Genomic DNA, 20,615 nt, shown 5'->3' with positions numbered 1-20,615 from the left:
TTCATCGCTCCTCTATTTTCGAAACTTCACACTGCAACTGTCCATCGGTCAAACGAACGTTTACCACATCGCCTTTGGATACTTGTTTGGTTGATTTAATTAGCTCTTTTTCTTTATCGTATACTAAGCTGTAGCCTCTTTCCATTGTTTTTAATGGACTAAGCGTATGTAATTTTGACGTTGCCGTTGCAAATAAAAGCTGTTTTTGCTTTAGCAGCTGCTGCATCTCTTTTGTCAGCATTTTCGTCAGCTGCTGTTGACGCTCCGCTGCTTTCGTTAACTGATGCTCAGGGTGATTGCGCAACAAAGCGGCTGTTAGCTGCTCGTAGTTCGTCCGTTTATGTTCAATGTACCTTCTACCTTCACGATAAAAACGCTCCATCAACTGATCTAACTGCTGCTCTTTTTGCTCGACCAACTTTTGAGGATAACGAAAAGCATATGATTTCTGGGATCGTTCAAGCCTGCGGCTACTAGACTGAAGCATTTCTTTCATCGAACGAAGAAGACGGATATTTCGCTGAGTCAATCTTTCTGTAATTTCACTGATATGAGGTACAGCCAATTCCGCGGCACCCGTTGGAGTAGGAGCGCGAAGATCTGCTACAAAATCTGCAATTGTAAAATCGGTTTCATGTCCCACCGCTGAAATAACAGGAATAGTAGAAGTGAAAATTGCACGAGCAACGCTTTCTTCGTTAAAAGCCCAAAGCTCCTCAATTGACCCACCACCGCGCCCAACAATTAATACGTCTGCTTCTTTACGACGGTTTGCTTCTTCAATTGCCTTAATGATAGACGGTGCCGCATTCACTCCTTGAACAAGAGCGGGCATAACAATAATGTTCGCGTTATATCTGCGCTTTAATGTCGTAATAATATCACGTACGGCTGCTCCAGTCGGAGACGTAATCACACCTATTGTTGTTGGATACTTCGGCAGCTTTCGTTTCCTAGCAGGATTAAATAAGCCTTCTTTTTCCAGCTTTTTTTTCAGCTGTTCGTAGGCCAAGTATAGGTTTCCCACGCCGTCAGGCTGCATTTCTTTTACGTACATTTGATAATTTCCGCTTGGTTCATAAACCGAAATTTCAGCTCGAATGAGTACATTCATTCCTTCTTCAGGCTGAAAATTAAGCTGCCGGTTATGCCCAGCAAACATAACGGCTGCGATACGAGCATTTTGATCTTTCAAGGTGAAATACATATGTCCCCGACTATGACGTTTAAAGTTAGAAATTTCTCCTTTAATCCATACATCTTGCATGTGAGGGTCTACATCAAACTTGCGCTTAATGTATCGTGTAAGAGCCGTAACGGTTAGATAACGCACTTCACTCATCGTTTTGCCTCCTTTGCAGTCACCCTCTCCCCTTTATATAAAGGAGAGAAGCATTTTGGTCACTTGATTTGGCAAGATGAACCTTTATTTAGATAAAGTTGTTAACACTTTAGACAATACGCCATTGATAAACTTGCTTGATTGATCATCGCCAAACGTTTTCGCTAATTCAATCGCTTCATTTAACGTAACGCTCGTAGGAATTTCTTCTTCATACTTCATTTCGTATACGGCAATACGCAGGATAACGCGGTCTACAGTAGCTACACGATCTAACGTCCATTTTTCTAAATGATTGCGTAAAAGTTCATCAATTTCTTGCTGATGTTCAACCACACCTAGCACGAGACTTTCTAAAAATTGATCAGACTTTTCATTTTGTACAACATTTCCGATTGCCTCCATTGGCTCGGTCTGCCCTAAATCATGCTGAAATAGTGCTTGTAATGCTTTTTGGCGTGCTGTATGTCTTTTCATTATTTTTGCTCCTTTATTTATCTTCTTCAACTAGTATACCTAGATAATAGCATAGTTTATGAAACGATACTTCATTGTTCTTATACGAAGTTTGTAGAACACGAAAAAGACCGTCTTTATGACGAGACAGTCTTTTTCACTTTACCATAGCTTGTGTTGAAAAGGAACAAGTAATCATACGTTATTCCATTTTAGCAACAGCCGTTAGGTAAACGTTTGTTTTATTCAACTTCTTCAATATCAGTTTTTTGCGTATCAAACTGAATCCCTACGATATGAATGTTTACTTCATCGAGATCAATAGCTGTCATATTTTTAAGGGCTTGACGAATGTTATCTTGTACTTGTTGCGCTACGCTTGGAATAGACACTCCAAACTTCATCATACAAAATACGTCTACTTTTATCCCGTTTTCTGTTAAGTCCACTTTTACACCTTTACCGTGGTTTTTCTTTCCTAGTTTCTCCACAACGCCAGCTGCAAAATTTCCTCTCATTGCAGAAACGCCTTCTACTTCAGAAGCAGCAATACCCGCAATGACTTCAATAACCTCAGGAGCAATTTCTACTTTGCCAAGAGAATTTGGGTGTTCTTCCATTTCTAATACATGATTTTCATTCATGTACAGCACCTCCTATAGTTTATATTATACTAGGAATTCATTACGTCATATAGCTCAAGAAACTTCGTGTTGAATTCACCGCTAACAAATTTTTCATGATTTAATAGTTTTTGGTGAAAAGGAATAGTGGTTGCAACGCCGTCGATAACAAATTCATCTAACGCGCGCTTCATTCGTTCAATAGCTTCCTCACGAGTTGGAGCATGAACAATCAATTTAGCCACCATTGAATCATAGTAAGGCGGGATTGCATAGCCCGGGTATGCAGCAGAGTCTACGCGCACTCCGTAGCCACCTGGCGGCAAGTACATTTGAATCGTACCTGGTGAAGGCATAAAGTTCTTCTCTGGGTTTTCCGCGTTAATTCGGCACTCAATTGCCCATCCATTAAATGTCACTTCTTCTTGCGTAAACGGTAAAGTTTCACCATTTGCCACTTTGATTTGTTCTTTAATTAAGTCAACTCCTGTCACCATCTCTGTAACAGGGTGTTCTACTTGGATACGCGTATTCATTTCCATGAAGTAAAATTTGTTTTCACGGTAATCATAAATGAATTCCACTGTTCCGGCTCCTGTGTAATTAACGGCTTGAGCAGCTTTAACAGCAGCGTCACCCATTAATTCACGCGTTTTTTCGTCTAACGCTGGAGAAGGCGTTTCTTCAATTAATTTTTGAAGACGGCGTTGAATCGAGCAATCACGCTCTCCTAAATGTACAGTATTCCCATGAGAATCAGCCAACACTTGGATCTCAACGTGACGGAAATCCTCAATGAACTTTTCAATGTACACACCAGGGTTACCGAAAGCTGTAGCAGCTTCTTGCTGTGTAATTGTAATACCTTTGATAAGCTCTTGTTCATTTTTGGCAACGCGGATTCCTTTTCCTCCGCCTCCTGCCGTTGCTTTAATAATAACAGGATAGCCAATATCATTAGCGATTGACATACCGTCTTCCACTGACTCTACAATTCCAGTTGAACCAGGAACAATTGGGACACCCGCTTCACGCATCGTTTCTCTCGCTACGTCTTTTGTTCCCATTTTGTTAATGGCTTCAGGACTTGGTCCTACAAATGTAACGTTACACTCTCTGCATAGTTCTGCAAAATCAGCGTTTTCAGCTAAAAAGCCGTATCCAGGGTGAATGGCGTCACAGCCCGTTAGCATCGCAACGCTCATAATGTTTGTAAAGTTTAAATAGCTGTCTTTAGATGACGTTGGTCCAATACAATACGCTTCGTCTGCTAATTGTACATGCAAAGAGTCACGATCAGCTTGAGAATGAACAGCTACTGATTCTACACCTAATTCTTTACACGCTCGAATAATTCGAACCGCAATTTCTCCTCGATTCGCAATTAATAGCTTTTTAATCATATTTACCGCTCCTTATTCAGGCTTTACTAAGAAAAGAGGTTGACCGTATTCTACAAGTTGTCCATTTTCAACTAATACGTCAACGATTTCACCTTTAACTTCTGCTTCGATTTCATTGAATAATTTCATTGCTTCTACGATACATACAACCGAATCTTTTTGTACTTTATCTCCAGGAGTTACGTATACATCTGATTCTGGCGATGATGACGCATAGAATGTCCCTACCATCGGAGATGTAATTTTATGTAAACTCTCATCAACCGCTGGGGCCGCTTGTTCTTCTTTTGGTTGAGCAGACTGTGCTGCTGGGGCTGGCGCTGGAGCCGCTGCTGCCTGCGGTGCAGGTGCTGCCACTTGTTCAGGTGCCGAAACCACTACTTGCTGCGCTTGTTTGGAAACAATTGCGTCTTTTTTCTTCATCTTGATTTTGGAGCCTTCGTGCTCATAGGTGAACTCCTCGATTGATGATTGATCAACTAGTTTAATGATCTCACGGATCTCTTGAATTTTTAACATATTGAACACTCCTACCTCATGAAAATAGAATTCTCTACAATGTTAATAATACGATAGATGGCTACAGCCATTCAATTCGTTTGGCAAACATTAAAAAGAAGTTCCACTTACTCTATAATAACTTTTTAGCGTTATCGTTTTATAAATGGAAACATAGCTTTACAGATGACAATACGTATGAAAACATTTGTCACCTAGTACTAATATAAGATTATGAAACCTATTATAACCGAAGTAAAAAAAGAAAGCCATGTTAAAATTTTTACCGTCTTGCTTAGATTTTAGTCATTTCATAAAAAAAGAAGTGTAAACAACCCCAATTTAAGGCTGTTTCACACTTCTTTTATTCCCTTTATTTAGTTGGCTGAAACTCTACCGCTACTTCTTTTGGACCCATTTCTTTTTTGACTAGCTGAATGATTTGATTTGCTTTTGTTTTTGAGTGTTTTTCTGTCTTAACCGTAATTTGTACTTGCTTTCCGTCTGCTCTTACTAGCGCGTCACTGTATCCTTTTGCTTTAATTAATGTTTCCAGCGTGGCTTCTTTTTCCCCTAGCTTTGATAATTCATCAATTTTATCCATCGCCTTGCTTACTTCCGCAGGCGTCACATTTTTTGATGCCGCTACTTCTTGATACTCTTCTTTTAATTGACTTCTTTCATCGTTTAATTCCAAACGAAGCGCCGTAAATAGCTCATCGCTGTCCGTGCTTGATACAACCGCTGATTCTTTTGCATTTTTAGCCGTTTCCTTCTTTACATCTTCTGCTGAGCCTTCAGTTTTTGAATCTTCTTTTGTTCCTGATTCCTCATCTGTCTGTTGTTTTGTATCTTCTGCAGGAGCCTTGTCATCAGCTTGCTTTTCGCTTTGCTTTTCATTGTCTACTAACGCAACATTACTCTGAGGATTTTCTGGCGTTGTCATATAATACACCGATAACACAACCACTAAACTTAGCATTGTTAATAACCAAACCGTTTGCTTTTTTAATAACATATTCATTTCCCCCTCATCCTTTTTTCGCTAATACTGCTACTCTATGACTTGGTATATCGAGCGCTCTTGTCACGGCTTCAATAATAGATTTCTTTACCTCGATATTATCAGCTCCTTTAGCGACAACTAACACGCCTCTTACTTTTGGTTTTTCGGTTTTAACTACAACAGGCTTTTCTTGTTCTCCGCTTCTTACAATGACCAGCTGTTCGTCTGTTGAGGAATCTTCAACTTTACGAGTCCCTCCTTCACGGTCCGTTTCGTCGGTCGTTTGCGATTTTGTGACGCTGTTTTTTTCATATATTTTGGATTCTGTTGCATCTAGGTTCACAATTACTTTTACCTTACTTACGCCTCTAACTTGATCCAAAATATCTTTCAATTCTTCCTCATACCGCTCTTCATAACCTGTCATCGTTGTTGTCTTTTTAGAGCTAAAAGCGGGAACATCCTGTGATACCGGTGGTGCGCTGGTTTCTTTGCTTGCACTCTTTAGTAATCCGCCTGAATTCATAGATGTTGTGAGTGAGTTGCTAAATACCATAAAGATAACGCCTGCAGCTAGTAAAATGCCTATATACATTAACTTTGAAGGTTTCTTCATAGTTGATGACTGTTTAAGTGAAAAGAACCGCTGAAAAAATGATGGGTCACCTTTTTCTGGCTTTTGACTCATTTCGTGTCTCCCTCCTCCATATTCACAACAACTTGGCCTTGTTTTACATCCCATTTTGCTGCTAAATAGTTGGATAATTTCTTGGATTCTGTTGGTTTGTTTGTTTCGATCGGTGTGGAGGTATCAATAGAAATAACTTTCACAGCTGAAACAACCTCGGAATCATCCGATGCTTTTTTACTTACGGCAACTGAAATGGATTTAATATTATCAGCGGTAGGTTCGTCGTTCGGCTTTTTTGTTTCAATGTGAATTCGATCAATTGCTACACCATACTGATCCATCAACTCCTCTTTTACATCTGTCTCCATTTGGACAGCCATTTGTTCTAAAATATATGCACGTTGTGAAGCTTGTATTTCTTTTTTCTGATTTTCTATTGAATTTTCTACCTGCTGATCGGATCGAATAGATGATAAGCTAAGTGATTTCAACATTTGATTAACATCCACTTTAAAAATTTGAAAAACGGGTGTAATAATAATCAGCATTAAAAGAAGTCCAACCACCAGCTTTGTATATTTTTGAAAACTAGAATTGGGCAACAGTAAATTAATAATGGTAGCTAATAAGATAAAAAGAATGATATTAGTAATCCACGTCGTTAAGGCCTGCAATTTCTTCACCTCACCATCATTGTGACGTTGCTCGCTGTAATGATGACCGTTAAACATAAGAAAAACATAAGCGAGACAACCGCAAGCGCCGCGAAAATATAGATGACGCTTTTGCTGATAATGCTCAAGCAGGAAATAACCGGTCCTCCTCCAATAGGTTGAAGAAGAGCTGCTGCCAGCTTATAGATAAAAGCGAGCGTTAACACTTTAATAGCCGGAAACGCGACGATTAACAGTAAGACTGCTACTCCAGCAATCCCTACTGAATTCTTTAATAGAAGCGAGGCACTGATGACTGTGTCAGCCGCATCTGTGAATACACGTCCTACAACAGGTATAAAGTTCCCTGTGACAAACTTTGCCGTTCGAATTGTAATACCGTCGGCAACAGCTGAGGTGGCCCCTTGAACGGACAGCACCCCTAAAAAAACAGTTAGGAATATTCCAAGCACGCCAATGCTTATATTTCTCAACAGCTGAGCAAGCTGTGTAACCTTATGTTCATCTGAAATCGTACTCACAATGCTAAGCAGTGCTGAAAGAAAAAGCAGCGGCATCACTACGTATTGAATAAGCAAACCGCTTGTGTTCATTAAAAACAAAATCATCGGATGAAAAAAGGCTGCCGATACAACTCCTCCTGATGATGCCATTAGGGCAAGCAGCAGCGGCACCAGAGCTAAAATGAATTTGGTCATGGTCTCAATCGCTCCCGTTGCATAAGAGATAGCAATTTGAAAACTATTAAGAGCAATGATGATCAAAACCATATATACAAGCGCATACGCTACTTTACTTACGGTTTGCTGATTAAACGCACTTTGAAGCGTTTGTAAAAACACGCTAAAAACCGTTAGCATAATGAGCGTACCGAGGAGCTTTCCATTCGCTAATACTTCATGAAATAAAAACTTTACAAGACCTCCTAGCCATTCTTTAAGAGAGAACTCTTTTTCTCCTTTTAAAAAATCGACTAAACTTCCCTTCTGACTCTCGGGTAAAAAGCCGCCGTATTGGGTAATAATATCGTCCCAAAACTGTTTGACTTCATCGATACCGAGCTTATCAATTTGTTCATTGACAAGTTCTTGCTGCTTCGGGGGTTCGGAAGCTTGTACATTTTCTGGAAAGAAAAAAAAGAGGAACAAAAGAAGAGCGAGTATATTCAATTTAAACGTCCACCGCTTCATTTCGTCACCTCATATTAAGTAAAATTAATTGGGCAGCATTGAAATAATCGTTTCAATAATGACCGTTAAAATAGGAATTGCCATGGAGAGAATCAGCACTTTTCCACCTAATTCAATTTTAGAAGCAATGGCACCCTGCCCTGCATCTTTCGTAATTTGAGCACCAAATTCGGCGATATAGGCGATACCAATAATTTTCAAGATGGTTTCCACATAAATCATGTTAACGTGGGCATTAATTGACAGCCGCTCGACCATCTTAATAATTTCGTAGATTTGATCAATTAAAAAAAGAAAGATCACGGATCCCACGAACACAACAAGTAAAAAAGCAATAGGTGATTTATGTTCTTTTAAAATAAGAGCCAAAAACGTAGCTACTAACCCTAAGCCCACAATTTGAAGCATTTCAATGGCAACTCACCCCTCTACCCTTGAAATAAAAAAACCGATTTGATTTTTTGAAATAAGTCCTCTACAATCGAAGCAACCATAAATAAAATATAAATAAAGCCGATAAGGGTAACCCAGTTCGCGTAATCTTTTTTTCCCATCTGTTCGAGTACGGTGACTAAAAAAGCTACGACGATACCAATCCCAGCAATCTGAAAAATGGTGTTCATATCAATTCCCACATTTAATCCTCCTCTATCGCTACATCAATAGAATGACCAGTAGCAACCCAGATAGAAAGCCTAAACTTTTAACCATTTTTTCATAGCGATTCTGCTTATCAACTGCATCTTGTTCTTCGCGTTCAAGATGGTTCAGCGTCAGTAAGATATGCTTTTGCTGCGAATAACGATCATGCTGACCAAGCGTTTCACCAAATTGTTTTAAGATTTCTAGTTCTCCCGTTTTAAGGGCGGTTTGTTTCCAAAATTGGTCCAAGGTCTTTTCCCAAGCTTCCTTGACACTTTCAGTACCTTCTTGTAATTTTATTGAAAACTCATTAAACAAAGAAGCCAAAGGATTAGGAAGCTGTAGAGATAACAAATGAGCAACTTCTTGAAGAGGCCGATTGCTGTACATAATTTCTGCTTCTAACGACCTCAGAGCCGTTTTTAATTGCCTGAGCTGCCTAGGTCTTGCACTAAGCTGCTTTGCAAACTCAAATCCTGTGTAAGTGGAAGCAAATAAGATAAAGATGGCACCAAACAGTTTCATACACCATCACCCTTTACTATTTTCAATAAGCGACTTTTCAGCGGACGTTTTCATGGAATTATAGTGCTCATCGTAGATAGCCTGAAGTGTTCCAGGACCTCGGCTGTTCGATAGCACAACATACCTTTTGAATACGTGAAGTTTCATTAAAGCTTGCAAAGTGGGACGCTTCATTAAATCTTCAATGTCATAGCCATGAACAGTCATAATGACACGAACGCCAGCATTAACCGCTTCAAGTACGGCCTTACAATCTTCTTCACTTCCCACTTCATCCACGATCAGCACATCGGGGCTCATGGAGCGAATCATCATCATCATGCCTTCAGCTTTTGGACAGCTGTCTAATAAATCCATTCTAGATCCGAATGTATGCTGAGGAACCCCTTTAACAGCCCCAGCAATTTCTGATCGTTCATCTACAATTCCCACTTTAAACGGAGGAATCTTAGAGGGCTCTATGCCAGTACTTATTACTCTGGCTAAATCGCGAATCATGGTTGTTTTTCCTGTTTGAGGAGGTCCTATGATGACCGTACTTTGCCAATAGCCAGTGTATAAAAAAGGAATAAGCTGATTCGAAATACCAATCTTTTGTTTAGCAATCCGGATATTAAAGGATGATACATCTCGAATCACACGAACCTGTCCATTTTCCGTTACAACTTTTCCCGCTAGTCCAACCCGGTGCCCGCCTTCAATGGTGACATATCCTTTTTTCAATTCTTCTTCAATCATATAAATCGAAAACTGGCTTAATTTATTTAAGATAAATAAAGCATCTTCTGCACTTGGAAGATACGATTCGAAATATGGCTGATTGTTGATTGTAAATTCGACAGGTCTTCCTACGCGCACTCGAATTTCTTCTAGTACATGAGAATGGTTTGTAACATAAAATTCAACAGTCTTTTTTAAATTAGGCGGAAAGATTGCAAGTATTTCGTTTAACATATTCATCCCCTCATATTTGAACTCACTTCAATGTATTATAAGCTTGACCATTTTATGCCTACCTTTTATTTAAAAACACCGATTAAAATGAAGAGCACCCCTACTACAATCATGATTAATTTCCCAAAAGATAATTGATCGGCTACGGACACTAAACCTATGGTAAAAGAACTCACCATTACAATCGGACCAACAAGCGCTAACATTCCATTAATCATTAACGCTTTTTTCACATCATTGTTTGTGACAATTAAAATAGCGGCAATAAACTCAATAAATGAAGAAATAAATCGAAGGCACGCCATCGTTAATACCGTACCGTTTAAATGATCCAACCACTGCTTCATAAGCCCCTCCTATATCTCTGCGTTGTTTAGTACAACCTATGCAAAATAAGGAAGAGTTAGCACAAAAAAACATACAAAAAAGGCAGAGAATGATTCTCTGCCTTTTTTGTATGTTTGCATCTTGCTTACACGATCCAATTACGCGCGTGATACGTAGCTGCTGTCTGTTGTGTTGATAATTAATACGTCGCCTTCGTTTACGAAGAACGGAACGTTTACTGTTAAGCCAGTTTCCACAGTTGCCGGTTTTGTACCGCCAGAAGCTGTGTCACCTTTAATACCAGGTTCAGTTTCTGTTACTTTAAGCTCAACTGTGTTTGGAAGTTCAACACCTAATGTCTCACCTTGGTACATCATAATTGCTACTTCCATATTCTCTTTTAAGAATTTTAGCTCATATTCAATTGCACTTGCTGGAAGCTCTAATTGCTCATAAGACTGGTTGTCCATGAATACGTGCTGATCGCCGCTTGCATATAGATATTGCATTTTACGGTTATCAATTTGGGCTTTCCCTACTTTTTCACCTGCACGGAACGTTTTTTCTTGCACAGCTCCTGTACGAAGGTTACGTAGTTTTGAGCGAACGAATGCAGCGCCTTTACCAGGCTTTACGTGTTGGAAATCCATTACACGCCAAATACCTCCGTCTACTTCTACTGTCAAACCTGTACGAAAATCATTTACTGAAATCATGAAGAAATCCTCCTACATTTTATAAAATAATGAACTCTTTTGATGAGTGCGATAATGCCTCATTACCTTCTGCTGTGACGATCGTATCATCTTCAATACGAACGCCCCCTAAGTCTGGTATGTAAATACCTGGTTCAACGGTTACAATCATACCTGGCTGCAGTACATCTGTAGATTTCACAGAAAGTGAGGGGCCTTCGTGTACTTCTAACCCTACGCCGTGACCGGTCGAATGTCCAAAATACTGGCCGTATCCGTGTTCTGTAATATAATCACGCGTTAACGCATCTGCTTCTTTACCCGTCATACCTGCTTTAATGCCGCTCATTCCATTAAGCTGCGCTTGCAGTACGACATTATAAATTTCTTTTAGCTTATCACTTACTTCACCGACGGCAAATGTTCGTGTGATATCTGAACAGTAACCATTATAGTATGCGCCAAAATCAAGCGTTACAAGTTCCCCTTTTTCAATGACTTTTTCAGAAGCAACACCATGCGGTAAAGCCCCGCGATGCCCTGAAGCAACAATTGTATCAAAGGATGAAGATGTTGCGCCTTGTTTTCTCATAAAGAACTCCAGCTCATTAGATACTTGAAGCTCTGTTAAACCAGGACGAACAAAGGTTAAAATATGTTCATATGCTGCATCTGCTATTTTTGCAGCTTCCTTTAATATCTTAATCTCTGAGTCACTCTTTATCAAGCGTAAGTTTTCGATTGCGTGCGAGATTGGAACAAGTTCCGCGCCGATATGCTTATCAAATAATTGATGCTGTCCATATGTAACATAATTCTGTTCAAAACCAAGCTTTTTAATTCCAAATTGTTTCACTACATTCGCTACTTCTTCTACAATAGGACCCTTGTGCTGAACGATATCAAAACCTTCTGTTTGACTAGTTGCTTGTTCAACATAACGAAAATCTGTTACAAATGCCGCTTTGTCTTCAGAAATGATAACGACACCAGCAGATCCTGTGAAATTGGTCATATAGCGTCTGTTATATTCACTTGTAATTACAACACCGTCCACATTCAACTTTGAAAACTGTTCGCGTAGTTTTTCGATTTTCATTTTATTTCCCCCTTAATTGTAAAAGTGCCTGCAGGGCAAGCTCGTATCCGTATAAACCTAACCCGACAATTTGACCATGTGTAACAGGTGCCGTCACTGAATGGTGGCGAAACTCTTCACGCTTATGTACGTTTGAAATATGCACTTCAATAACAGGAACAGATATACTGGCAATCGCATCTCGAATGGCATAACTGTAGTGAGTAAAAGCACCAGGATTGATCATAATTCCATCAAATTTCTCATCCGCTTCATGAATCCAGTCGATAATTACACCTTCGTGATTAGACTGTACGCACTCAACTTCTACCCCATGGTCTCTGCCTGCTCGCTGAAGCTTCTCTTCAAGATTTTGAAGATTATCTGTCCCATATACCGCTGGTTCGCGTACGCCTAAACGATTTAAATTAGGACCGTTTATTACTAAAATCTTATTCATCTTAATTCAACACTCTCCCCTACTACGAACCCTTTATGCAGCTCACTTATGTGAATTTGCACTTTATTTTTCTTTTTAAATCATTATATAGAATATATTAGCATACGTTGGAACATTCACACTACTTATTCGCCGTTTGAAAATCTGTAGATTCATCTTTTGTTTGAAGCTCTGCAGCTTCAAAAGAAATGGAATATCCGATGAATACACCATATAAAATATAAATACAGAGGGATGAAATAATCGTGTTAGCTGGAAGCTCTCCAATTGTTTTTAAATTGGGAAAGAGCGGATTCAAAACAACGAATACAATTGCCCACCATAATAAGCCGTAAGCAAAACCTATCCAAATTGTTTTAAACTTCTTTAATAGGACGTAGTATAACAACCCGACAACAATAGATAATACCCCTATAAGAAAAATACTGACGATAACACCTATTCCTTTATCCTTCCAATCACCTAATGCCCATGGATCTAAAAGCATATTTGGATTGATAACACTAAAGCTGAACAGATAATTTAAATAGCCAATAAAGCTCCAGAAAATCCCTCCAAAAAAGGAAATAAAGACGGCTTTAAATAAAAAAGACATTTCCTGTTTATGCGTAGGGTGGTTATCCTGTTTTTTTTCATGCTGTTCTTTAGGTTCTGACATATTAATCACCTCTTGATGTAGTATGAACTTTTTTCTCATTTCTAAGTTTTTACGTTTATTACTCTTCCTATACGCAAGAAGGGAGCCTGATATCAAAGAGACATTTTAAAACTACTTCGCACAGAGTTTCATAAACAAATTTTATAAGTGAAAGGAAAAAAATTCATAACAAGGGTGTGGAGATGAAAAATATTGGCTAAACTAGATAACATGCATCCGCCTAGAGGTTTATTTGATTTTGCTGTAGAATATAAAATACTAAGAAGTCTAGTCTAGTTAAGTTAGGTTGGTGCCTGAAATGTCTAAATTACAAAAACCTGCGTATGGTGGTCAAGCCGTTATAGAAGGCGTCATGTTCGGTGGCAAACGTATGATGGTGACGGCTATTCGCCGCAAAGATCAATCTATTGATTATTTTCATTCAAAAAGAAAATCAAATTCCGTACTCACTGCTTTAAAAAAAATTCCTTTTTTACGAGGAATTGCTGCTATTGTTGAAGCCAGTGCAAACGGTACGCAGCACTTGAACTTTTCCTCTGAACGCTATGACGTGAATCCAGAAGATGATGCTCAAGTAGCAGAAGAACAACAAAAAGAGAAAAAAGAATCAAAACTATCTTTAATATTTGGCGTTGCAACTATTGGTGTAATATCCTTTCTTTTCGGGAAAGTACTATTTACATTGATTCCTGTGTTTTTAGCACAATTGACACGTCCTGTTTTCACTTCAAGTGTAGCTCAGGTTTTTATTGAAGGAGTATTTAAACTATTATTGCTCCTTGGCTATATTTATGTGATTTCACAAACGCCACTTATTAAACGGGTGTTTCAATATCATGGAGCAGAACACAAGGTCATTAATGCATATGAAAACAATGCTGAACTTACGGTAGAAGCCGTGCAAGCACAATCTCGACTTCATTATCGCTGCGGAAGTAGCTTTATCCTCTTTACCGTAGTTGTAGGAATGTTTGTCTACCTACTCGTTCCAACGGATCCTCTTTGGTTACGAATTGTGGATCGCCTTGCATTAATCCCAGTTGTCCTTGGTTTATCATTTGAAGTGTTACAGTTAACCAATAAAGTTCGTCATGTCCCTCTTCTTCGCTTTTTAGGTTATCCCGGTTTATGGCTTCAACTTTTAACAACCAAAGAACCAAAAGATGATCAAGTTGAAGTTGCGATTGCTTCATTTAAAGAACTTTTACGCGTTGAAAATGAACTTTCTTCTACCACTGACGAACAAGTTGTCTAATCCACACCGTTTTGCTTTCTTTTTTTACTATTTTAGGAGGTGAACAAAATGAGACGTCCATTCGTGAAACCACTTGTATATGGTCTAATCGGGTTAGGAGTCATTGGCTTTGCATTTACGTTGATTACAGATCCAGCTGTTTTATTACGTCAAGCAGGTTATATTTTTCTGTTTATCATTTTGTTTTACTTAGTTTATCGGTTTATTCTCCGCCCTTCTCAGACAAAAGGTCAAGATAGAGGGTATGTGCGCGCAGTAAAACAATCAAAACTGCGTCAAAAAGAAAAAGAGCGAGGAAGCAACAAAGTTGATATGCATACGTACCGAAGCTCAAATAAGCGCCCGGTATCCAAGTCAACGAAACCGCTAAAGAAAAAGAAAAACAACTCACACTTGACCGTCATCGAAGGTAAAAAAGGAAAAAAGAAAAATAGAGCATTCTTTTAAAAAAACAAGGAGAAAAACCTCCTTGTTTTTTTAATAGCACCACTTTTTCAAAAATGCCCTTGTACGCTTTTTGCCAAACGCAATCAGCTCTTCCTTCCGTTCTTCTGTGAGGGTAAATTCTGTCGCAAAAACTTGATTAACAGGTAAAAAGATAATATTTTTTTCGTGACGTTTTGAAATATGTCTTGCATCGTGCGCATCTTTCATCGTCTCAAAAAGCGCACTGAATAAACCAACGGCATTCTTAATTTTATTCCGTTCTCTTTCTTCGTCCTTCGGGCTCAGCTTCACACCAATTACCGGTCGTTTCTTAAGACTTTTATCATCATCAAATAGAAAAATTGGAAAGTTGCTTAACACGCCCCCGTCGACTATTAAACTGCTTGGGGTAGATTTTAATTTAACCGGCTCAAAAAAATATGGAATGCTGCAGCTCATTCGAACGGCTCTTGCTACAGAAAAGCGATTCGGGTCGATTTGATATTTAGGCAAATCATCTGGAAGAACAAGCATCGTACTGTTGGTCAAATCTGACGCAATAATACGCAGCGACTGATCAGGCAAATCAGCAAATGTACGAATTCCTCTGCTCCGCAATTTCTCAGCAATCCACTTTTCAAGCCTTTCTCCTTTATATAATCCCATTTTCCAATATAAAAACAGCCACTTTGTCAAGCTTGATGGTAAAAAAGACATTCTTTGATCTAAAAAAGACGATAACTCAATTTCATTCATCATTTCAACAATTTCTTCACTTGTATAACCGGCTGCTACAAATGCACAAATAATGGAACCCGCACTCGTTCCGGCTAACCGCCGAAAGATCAAGCCTTTTTCTTCTAGAGCTTGTAACGCACCAATCAGTGCAAGCCCTTTAATACCGCCACCTGAAAACACTCCGTCGACGTACACAGCCTCTCCTCCAAACTACCCACTCTACATTTGTAGTCAACTCAGCAACAAGTTATGATAAAAAGAAAAAAAGCAGTGACGCTATTGGCCGCTGCTTTTTTCTTATAATTTTTGCTCTTCTTCATTTCGTTTTTGTACATTGCGAAGATCTTGAATACGGTTATGATTTTCTTCAAAGTATTGAACTAAATCTCCAATGCGATCAATGGAATTCCAGCTTAAATGATGTTCAATTCCTTCTACGTCATCATAAATATTTTTCTCATCTACGCCAATGATGCGCAGCAGCTGCTCTAAAAGCTCGTGGCGATAAACAAGACGCTTTCCAATCTTCTGTCCCTTAGCTGTTAAAACAAGGCCTCGATATTTTTCATAAATTAAGTACTCATCTTTGTCTAGTTTTTGAACCATCTTCGTTACAGATGAGGGGTGAACCGCCAATGCATCAGCAATATCAGACACTCGAGCGTATCCTTTATCTTCAATTAGCATATATATTTGTTCAATATAATCTTCCATACTCGGTGTAGGCATGAAATCTCCCCCAATTAATATTATGTATTGCTAATAATAAGTCATAAATGTCTGTTTCTTATAGTGATATCGTGTTCATGTTTAAGAATCTATGTGAAAAAAACGTGTAAATAAAGCGATGTCATAAGATAAAACCGGATAAAAGACATTCAATTAAAATCATACTACAATGCTTATTCAAATACAAGAACCGCTCGTTCCCGCTTCTTATTTATGCCCCATTTTCATACATAATAAAAGCCGACTCACTTGAGTCAGCTTTTACTAGTCAATGATGATTAAAAATTAAAGGCCGCATTTCAGCTGTGCACCACAGTTTGTACATGTGTTGCATCCGCCCATTTCTTCTACCGTTCCTTGACGGCAAACCGGACAAGTATTACCTACTTCAGAACCAATTGTTACATCAGTTGAACGAATTTCATTAATTGTATCAACTAACACAACGTGCGGTTTCGTTTCTTCTTTTGGCGCTTCAATTTCTTCATCAAACGTATTTTCTTCTGCTTTTAGCGTTAAGACTTGTGCATCACGGCTGCCGTCTACGTACACCGTACCGCCTTTTGCTCCGCCTTTATACAGACGCTCGTACACTTTTTGAACTTGCTCTACTGTGTAACCACGAGGAGCGTTTACTGTTTTACTAATTGAACTGTCAATCCAGCGCTGAATCACACATTGCACGTCCGCGTGAGCTTGTGGTGCAAGTTCCATAGCTGAAATGAACCATTCAGGAAGGTTGTTTGGATCTGCATCTGGATGCTGATCTAAATACTCTTGAACGATATCAGCTTTTACTTCAATAAATTTACCTAAACGGCCGCTTCGGAAGTATGAGAATGAGAAATAAGGTTCAAGACCCGTTGATACTCCAACCATTGTTCCAGTACTGCCTGTTGGCGCTACTGTTAATAAATGAGAGTTTCGGATACCGTTCTCTTTAATGTTTTCACGAATATCTTCAGGCATTTTTTTCATGAAGCCTGTATTTGTAAATGCTTCACGTAAAGAAGCCGTTTCAGCATCTGTTTCCCCCACTAAGAACGGGAAGCTTCCTTTTTCTTTTCCAAGCTCTACAGACGCGCGGTAAGCTGTCGTTGCAATTGTTTCAAACACTTTATCTACTAACTCATTGCCTTTGTCAGAGCCGTACTCTGTCTCACAGTAAATAAGAAGATCGTGAAGACCCATTACACCAAGGCCAACGCGGCGTTCGCCAAGCGCTTGTTTTTGGTTTTCTTCTAAGAAATAAGGAGTTGCATCAATAACGTTATCTTGCATTCTAACGCCTGTTTCAACCGTTTGACGTAACTTTTCAAAGTTAACAGTTTTCGTTTCTTTATCTGCCATTTGCGCTAAGTTAACAGCAGCTAAGTTGCAGACAGAGAATGGTGCAAGTGGTTGTTCACCACATGGATTTGTTGCAACAACGTGCTGACCATATGCTTGAGCATTTGTCATGTCATTAGCATTGTCGAAGAAGAAAATGCCTGGTTCAGCTGAGTACGTTGCACAAATATTAATTAAGTTCCATAGCTCTTTTGCACGGATAGTACGATACGTACGAACTTTGTTTCCTTGTTTTGCCCATTCGCGCACATCGCCTACTTCGTGCCAGTTCTCATTGTAATTAGCCATTTCTTCTTTTGAATAGCTTTCTACGTCTGGGAAGCGAAGTTCGTATTCTCCGTCGTTTTCAACAGCATCCATGAAATCTTTTGTTAAGCATACAGAGATGTTTGCTCCTGTTAAAAACTCTGAGTTATGAACGCTGTACGTTCCGCCTGTTTGCAGCTTTTCTTCTGCATCTTTAATGATTTTTTCACTGAACCCACCAAGACCAGGAATTTGTTTATAGTTAATGATTCCTTGGTACATCGCTTCTTCAGACTCTGTTAGCGGCGTGAACTTCAATTTATCTTGTGCATGCTTTTTAATCATTTCGTCATTTGTGTTTTCAATTAAGAAACGTAAAATGCGAGGGTTTTGCATTTTAGAAATAATAAACTCTACAATGTCAGGATGCCAGTCGGCAAGCATGATCATTTGGGCCCCCAATTTGTTACTCTTCGTTAAGAAGGGTACGGTCATTTCTGCCGTACTCTTACACTTTCATGTAAGATCAGACTATATCATCAAAGAAGAAAATTTCTCATATTTTCGATTCAGTTTAATGGTTCCATGTTTGTATAGTTCTTTTCCAAGTAGTTTAATTTCTTTGATACTGCTAAGGTATAAGTCACAACAGCCCTGTTTTTGTGTAATACAGTTAACATTTACTGCAAATCCCTTTGACTTAAGAAATACTAGGATTTCTTTTAACATCTTAGAGTTTCCTGTGAAGCCTATTCTCGCTTTTTGATAGCCATTTCTTTCATAAACTCTGATATGACCATCTGCATCAAAGAATCCTCTTAAGTATGCCCATTGTAATTCCTCATTTTCAAAATCGATCCACTTTTCAAAGCCTGTTTTTCGAGGGCCGACTCCTAGCATTATTAAGTCATTACACATTTTAGTTGAATTGATGGTTAATGAATATTTATTCTGTTCGTTGCTAGCATTTCTTTTTCTGAATTTGATAGCATCCTCTATATTCAATTCTTCACTGATATCCTGTAGTAATTGTTTATCTTGCTCCGCTAGAACTAGGACCAACCTTTTCGACCTCTTTCTGTCGAAAACTGTTCCATCTCCAGTGATGTAACCTACTACATAAGCTTGATTAGGCGTGAGTATACTTTCAAAATAATCTTCATTATATCTATAGATTTTATTTTTTAATTTCCCTGCTTCGCCTGGTGTTCTAGCTTCAAAAAAGTGAAGTTCATCATTCCATCTTTTAATTGTATTTCGTGCTATACCTAACATTTTTGATATATCTACTTGGCTATAACCTTGATCATGTAACTTGATAACTGATTTTATGATTTCTTCTTTGTCTCGTGCCCCATAGCGACGTTGCCGTTTGCTATGGTTTACTCCTTCCTTTGCTTCCATCATAACACCTACTTTATTCACTAAAGTTTTATTACATTAGAACTTTTAGGAAGTTTCAATAGTCGTTGAACCTTTATCTTCGTTTCCAAAGACACTTGGCTGCTGATTGCCCAATCTTTCCTCTTTTCTAACCATCACGCTCATCGTTGCCGATCACGTTGTGGTGAAGAAAGCTCTAAGGGTGTTCCAGCAATTCACGAGATTACGTCGCCGGTTTGTTAACGACGCGACCCACCTTGCTCAACAAGATGCGTCAGTTTAGCAATATCATCTAACCATGAAACCGAACCAGATGATTTGCCGTTTACACCGCGAGCCAGCGTGTTGCGCGGGCGAAGAGTTGAACCATTCGTTCCAACACCGCCTCCACGGCTCATGATTTCCATTACTTGTTTGCGGTGTTCTGAAATACCTTCACGTGAATCTTTTACATAAGGCATTACATAACAGTTGAAGTACGTTACGTCCGTATCAGCACCTGCACCGTAAAGAACGCGGCCAGCTGGTACAAAGTTTAGCTGAACAAGCTCTTGATAGAACTTTTCAAACCACTCTTTGCGCTTTTCTTCTGTTTTTTCCACGGAAGCTAAGCCTGTTGCATTACGTTTTGCAATTTGCTCATAGAAGACTTCTAGAGGTTTTTCAATGACATCTAAAGAACGAGTAATTAATCCGTTTTCTGCTTCTTCAGGCGATAAAGCTCCTCTAAACTCATCTTCTACCTTGACAACAGCGGTTTTTTGCTCAAAATTAATGCTTTCCACATAGCCAAGTCCTCGTGCTGGAAATTTTGGATCTTCCTTTACGGTTAGAACAACAAAATCTCCTTCTGATAACGTTAATTTTTCCGTATCTTTAAACGCATAGCGGTCTAACATTACCAATCTTGAAACACCTTTATGAGTCAACTTCATATCCGGTGTAATCGGATGTACTTGCGGAAAGCGTTCAATATCTGAATTGAGCTTTTCAACATTCATATTCACTTTTTGATTTAACAAAACAGTCATTCTCACAACTCCTTACCTATCGAACATCTATAAATTTATTAACTATATTTCCTTTTAAAGGAAATATAGTTTTTCAATCAACTATCAATAACTTACCACACGGCTTGGACGAATTCAATATATAGTATTTGACACTCCTCCAAACATCTACATATAAAAGGGTGTCAAGTGAAATATTTTTTTTTTCGTAAAAAAAGTGTTTGACTTTTCTTCCCTATGTATTCTATTAGCCAAGCATTGTTTCTAAAAATCCCAATAAAAAGTGCAACTTATAAGAAGTTGCACTTTTATCTAT

General features: G+C 38.8%; 23 protein-coding genes and 2 pseudogenes. 2 read left to right on the top strand and 23 right to left on the bottom strand.

The features are described from left to right. Window position 1 precedes the first annotated feature (1 nt). The 18 genes from xseA to AC2YJL_RS02150 form a co-directional block, all read right to left on the bottom strand. Window positions 2–1,342: an exodeoxyribonuclease VII large subunit gene (gene xseA, locus AC2YJL_RS02235; RefSeq protein ID WP_251568813.1), complete on the bottom strand. Its 1,341-nt coding sequence runs from the start codon at window positions 1,340–1,342 to the stop codon at window positions 2–4. An 84-nt stretch (window positions 1,343–1,426) separates the two neighbouring features. Continuing rightward, on the bottom strand, window positions 1,427–1,819 hold the full coding sequence (nusB, locus tag AC2YJL_RS02230) for a transcription antitermination factor NusB (RefSeq protein WP_013059142.1): 393 nt from the start codon (window positions 1,817–1,819) through the stop codon (window positions 1,427–1,429). 221 nt (window positions 1,820–2,040) lie between these two features. Then, window positions 2,041–2,442, bottom strand: coding sequence for an Asp23/Gls24 family envelope stress response protein (locus AC2YJL_RS02225; RefSeq protein WP_251568814.1), 402 nt, complete (start codon window positions 2,440–2,442; stop codon window positions 2,041–2,043). Between the two features lie 29 nt (window positions 2,443–2,471). Further along, a complete protein-coding gene (gene accC / locus AC2YJL_RS02220) occupies window positions 2,472–3,824 on the bottom strand; it encodes an acetyl-CoA carboxylase biotin carboxylase subunit (RefSeq protein WP_013084993.1) in 1,353 nt (450 codons plus the stop codon). Window positions 3,825–3,836: 12 nt separating this feature from the next. Beyond that, window positions 3,837–4,343, bottom strand: coding sequence for an acetyl-CoA carboxylase biotin carboxyl carrier protein (accB, locus tag AC2YJL_RS02215; protein ID WP_028410660.1), 507 nt, complete (start codon window positions 4,341–4,343; stop codon window positions 3,837–3,839). A 352-nt stretch (window positions 4,344–4,695) separates the two neighbouring features. Next, window positions 4,696–5,346, bottom strand: a complete 651-nt coding sequence (locus tag AC2YJL_RS02210; protein ID WP_285852898.1) for a SpoIIIAH-like family protein — start codon at window positions 5,344–5,346, stop codon at window positions 4,696–4,698. A 7-nt stretch (window positions 5,347–5,353) separates the two neighbouring features. Further along, on the bottom strand, window positions 5,354–6,016 hold the full coding sequence (gene spoIIIAG / locus AC2YJL_RS02205; protein ID WP_251568815.1) for a stage III sporulation protein AG: 663 nt from the start codon (window positions 6,014–6,016) through the stop codon (window positions 5,354–5,356). Then, window positions 6,013–6,642 carry a stage III sporulation protein AF gene (gene spoIIIAF / locus AC2YJL_RS02200; protein WP_369361631.1) on the bottom strand — a complete coding sequence of 210 codons (630 nt, stop codon included), beginning with the start codon at window positions 6,640–6,642 and terminating at the stop codon, window positions 6,013–6,015. The genes spoIIIAG and spoIIIAF overlap by 4 nt, the downstream gene beginning before the upstream one ends. Continuing rightward, a complete protein-coding gene (gene spoIIIAE / locus AC2YJL_RS02195; RefSeq protein ID WP_230933583.1) occupies window positions 6,639–7,823 on the bottom strand; it encodes a stage III sporulation protein AE in 1,185 nt (394 codons plus the stop codon). The genes spoIIIAF and spoIIIAE overlap by 4 nt, the downstream gene beginning before the upstream one ends. 24 nt (window positions 7,824–7,847) lie before the next feature. After that, complete coding sequence (spoIIIAD, locus tag AC2YJL_RS02190) at window positions 7,848–8,231, bottom strand: stage III sporulation protein AD (protein ID WP_013059150.1); 384 nt, start codon at window positions 8,229–8,231, stop codon at window positions 7,848–7,850. Window positions 8,232–8,251: 20 nt separating this feature from the next. Continuing rightward, window positions 8,252–8,458: a stage III sporulation protein AC gene (gene spoIIIAC, locus AC2YJL_RS02185; RefSeq protein WP_013059151.1), complete on the bottom strand. Its 207-nt coding sequence runs from the start codon at window positions 8,456–8,458 to the stop codon at window positions 8,252–8,254. Between the two features lie 19 nt (window positions 8,459–8,477). After that, entirely contained in the window at window positions 8,478–8,990 is a 513-nt protein-coding gene (gene spoIIIAB, locus AC2YJL_RS02180) for a stage III sporulation protein SpoIIIAB (protein ID WP_230933584.1), read from the bottom strand. Between the two features lie 6 nt (window positions 8,991–8,996). Continuing rightward, window positions 8,997–9,944, bottom strand: a complete 948-nt coding sequence (gene spoIIIAA, locus AC2YJL_RS02175; protein ID WP_230933585.1) for a stage III sporulation protein AA — start codon at window positions 9,942–9,944, stop codon at window positions 8,997–8,999. 65 nt (window positions 9,945–10,009) lie between these two features. Next, entirely contained in the window at window positions 10,010–10,291 is a 282-nt protein-coding gene (locus AC2YJL_RS02170; RefSeq protein WP_013059154.1) for a YqhV family protein, read from the bottom strand. Window positions 10,292–10,429: 138 nt separating this feature from the next. Further along, window positions 10,430–10,987 (bottom strand): elongation factor P, encoded by a 558-nt coding sequence (efp, locus tag AC2YJL_RS02165; RefSeq protein ID WP_013059155.1) that lies wholly within the window; start codon window positions 10,985–10,987, stop codon window positions 10,430–10,432. 19 nt (window positions 10,988–11,006) lie between these two features. Beyond that, window positions 11,007–12,065 (bottom strand): M24 family metallopeptidase, encoded by a 1,059-nt coding sequence (locus AC2YJL_RS02160; protein ID WP_028410654.1) that lies wholly within the window; start codon window positions 12,063–12,065, stop codon window positions 11,007–11,009. Between the two features lies 1 nt (window position 12,066). Beyond that, window positions 12,067–12,504 (bottom strand): type II 3-dehydroquinate dehydratase, encoded by a 438-nt coding sequence (aroQ, locus tag AC2YJL_RS02155; protein ID WP_013059157.1) that lies wholly within the window; start codon window positions 12,502–12,504, stop codon window positions 12,067–12,069. A 121-nt stretch (window positions 12,505–12,625) separates the two neighbouring features. After that, the gene (locus tag AC2YJL_RS02150; RefSeq protein ID WP_050689215.1) at window positions 12,626–13,162 is read right to left on the bottom strand and encodes a YqhR family membrane protein; all 537 of its coding nucleotides are present in this window, start codon (window positions 13,160–13,162) and stop codon (window positions 12,626–12,628) included. A 298-nt stretch (window positions 13,163–13,460) separates the two neighbouring features. Here AC2YJL_RS02150 and AC2YJL_RS02145 point away from each other — a divergent pair, with 298 nt between their 5' ends. After that, window positions 13,461–14,417, top strand: a complete 957-nt coding sequence (locus AC2YJL_RS02145; protein ID WP_013085002.1) for a DUF1385 domain-containing protein — start codon at window positions 13,461–13,463, stop codon at window positions 14,415–14,417. A 48-nt stretch (window positions 14,418–14,465) separates the two neighbouring features. Next, complete coding sequence (locus AC2YJL_RS02140) at window positions 14,466–14,864, top strand: SA1362 family protein (RefSeq protein ID WP_013059160.1); 399 nt, start codon at window positions 14,466–14,468, stop codon at window positions 14,862–14,864. Window positions 14,865–14,894: 30 nt separating this feature from the next. Here AC2YJL_RS02140 and AC2YJL_RS02135 read toward each other — a convergent pair whose 3' ends face one another. The 5 genes and pseudogenes from AC2YJL_RS02135 to AC2YJL_RS02115 all read right to left on the bottom strand — a co-directional run. Further along, window positions 14,895–15,776: a patatin-like phospholipase family protein gene (locus AC2YJL_RS02135; protein WP_016765549.1), complete on the bottom strand. Its 882-nt coding sequence runs from the start codon at window positions 15,774–15,776 to the stop codon at window positions 14,895–14,897. Window positions 15,777–15,878: 102 nt separating this feature from the next. Further along, entirely contained in the window at window positions 15,879–16,310 is a 432-nt protein-coding gene (mntR, locus tag AC2YJL_RS02130; protein WP_013085004.1) for a transcriptional regulator MntR, read from the bottom strand. Between the two features lie 285 nt (window positions 16,311–16,595). Next, window positions 16,596–18,374, bottom strand: a pseudogene (locus AC2YJL_RS02125) (vitamin B12-dependent ribonucleotide reductase); the annotation flags it as partial. Window positions 18,375–18,437: 63 nt separating this feature from the next. Then, window positions 18,438–19,313 carry an LAGLIDADG family homing endonuclease gene (locus AC2YJL_RS02120; RefSeq protein WP_230933589.1) on the bottom strand — a complete coding sequence of 292 codons (876 nt, stop codon included), beginning with the start codon at window positions 19,311–19,313 and terminating at the stop codon, window positions 18,438–18,440. 218 nt (window positions 19,314–19,531) lie between these two features. Then, a pseudogene (locus AC2YJL_RS02115) lies at window positions 19,532–20,320 on the bottom strand (ribonucleotide reductase N-terminal alpha domain-containing protein); the annotation flags it as partial. Between the last annotated feature and the right edge of the window lie 295 nt (window positions 20,321–20,615).

This window comes from Priestia sp. SRI_019, assembly GCF_057586255.1.
The sequence above is the reverse complement of the archived record's forward strand: the minus strand, read 5'-3'. Positions and strand labels throughout refer to the sequence as shown.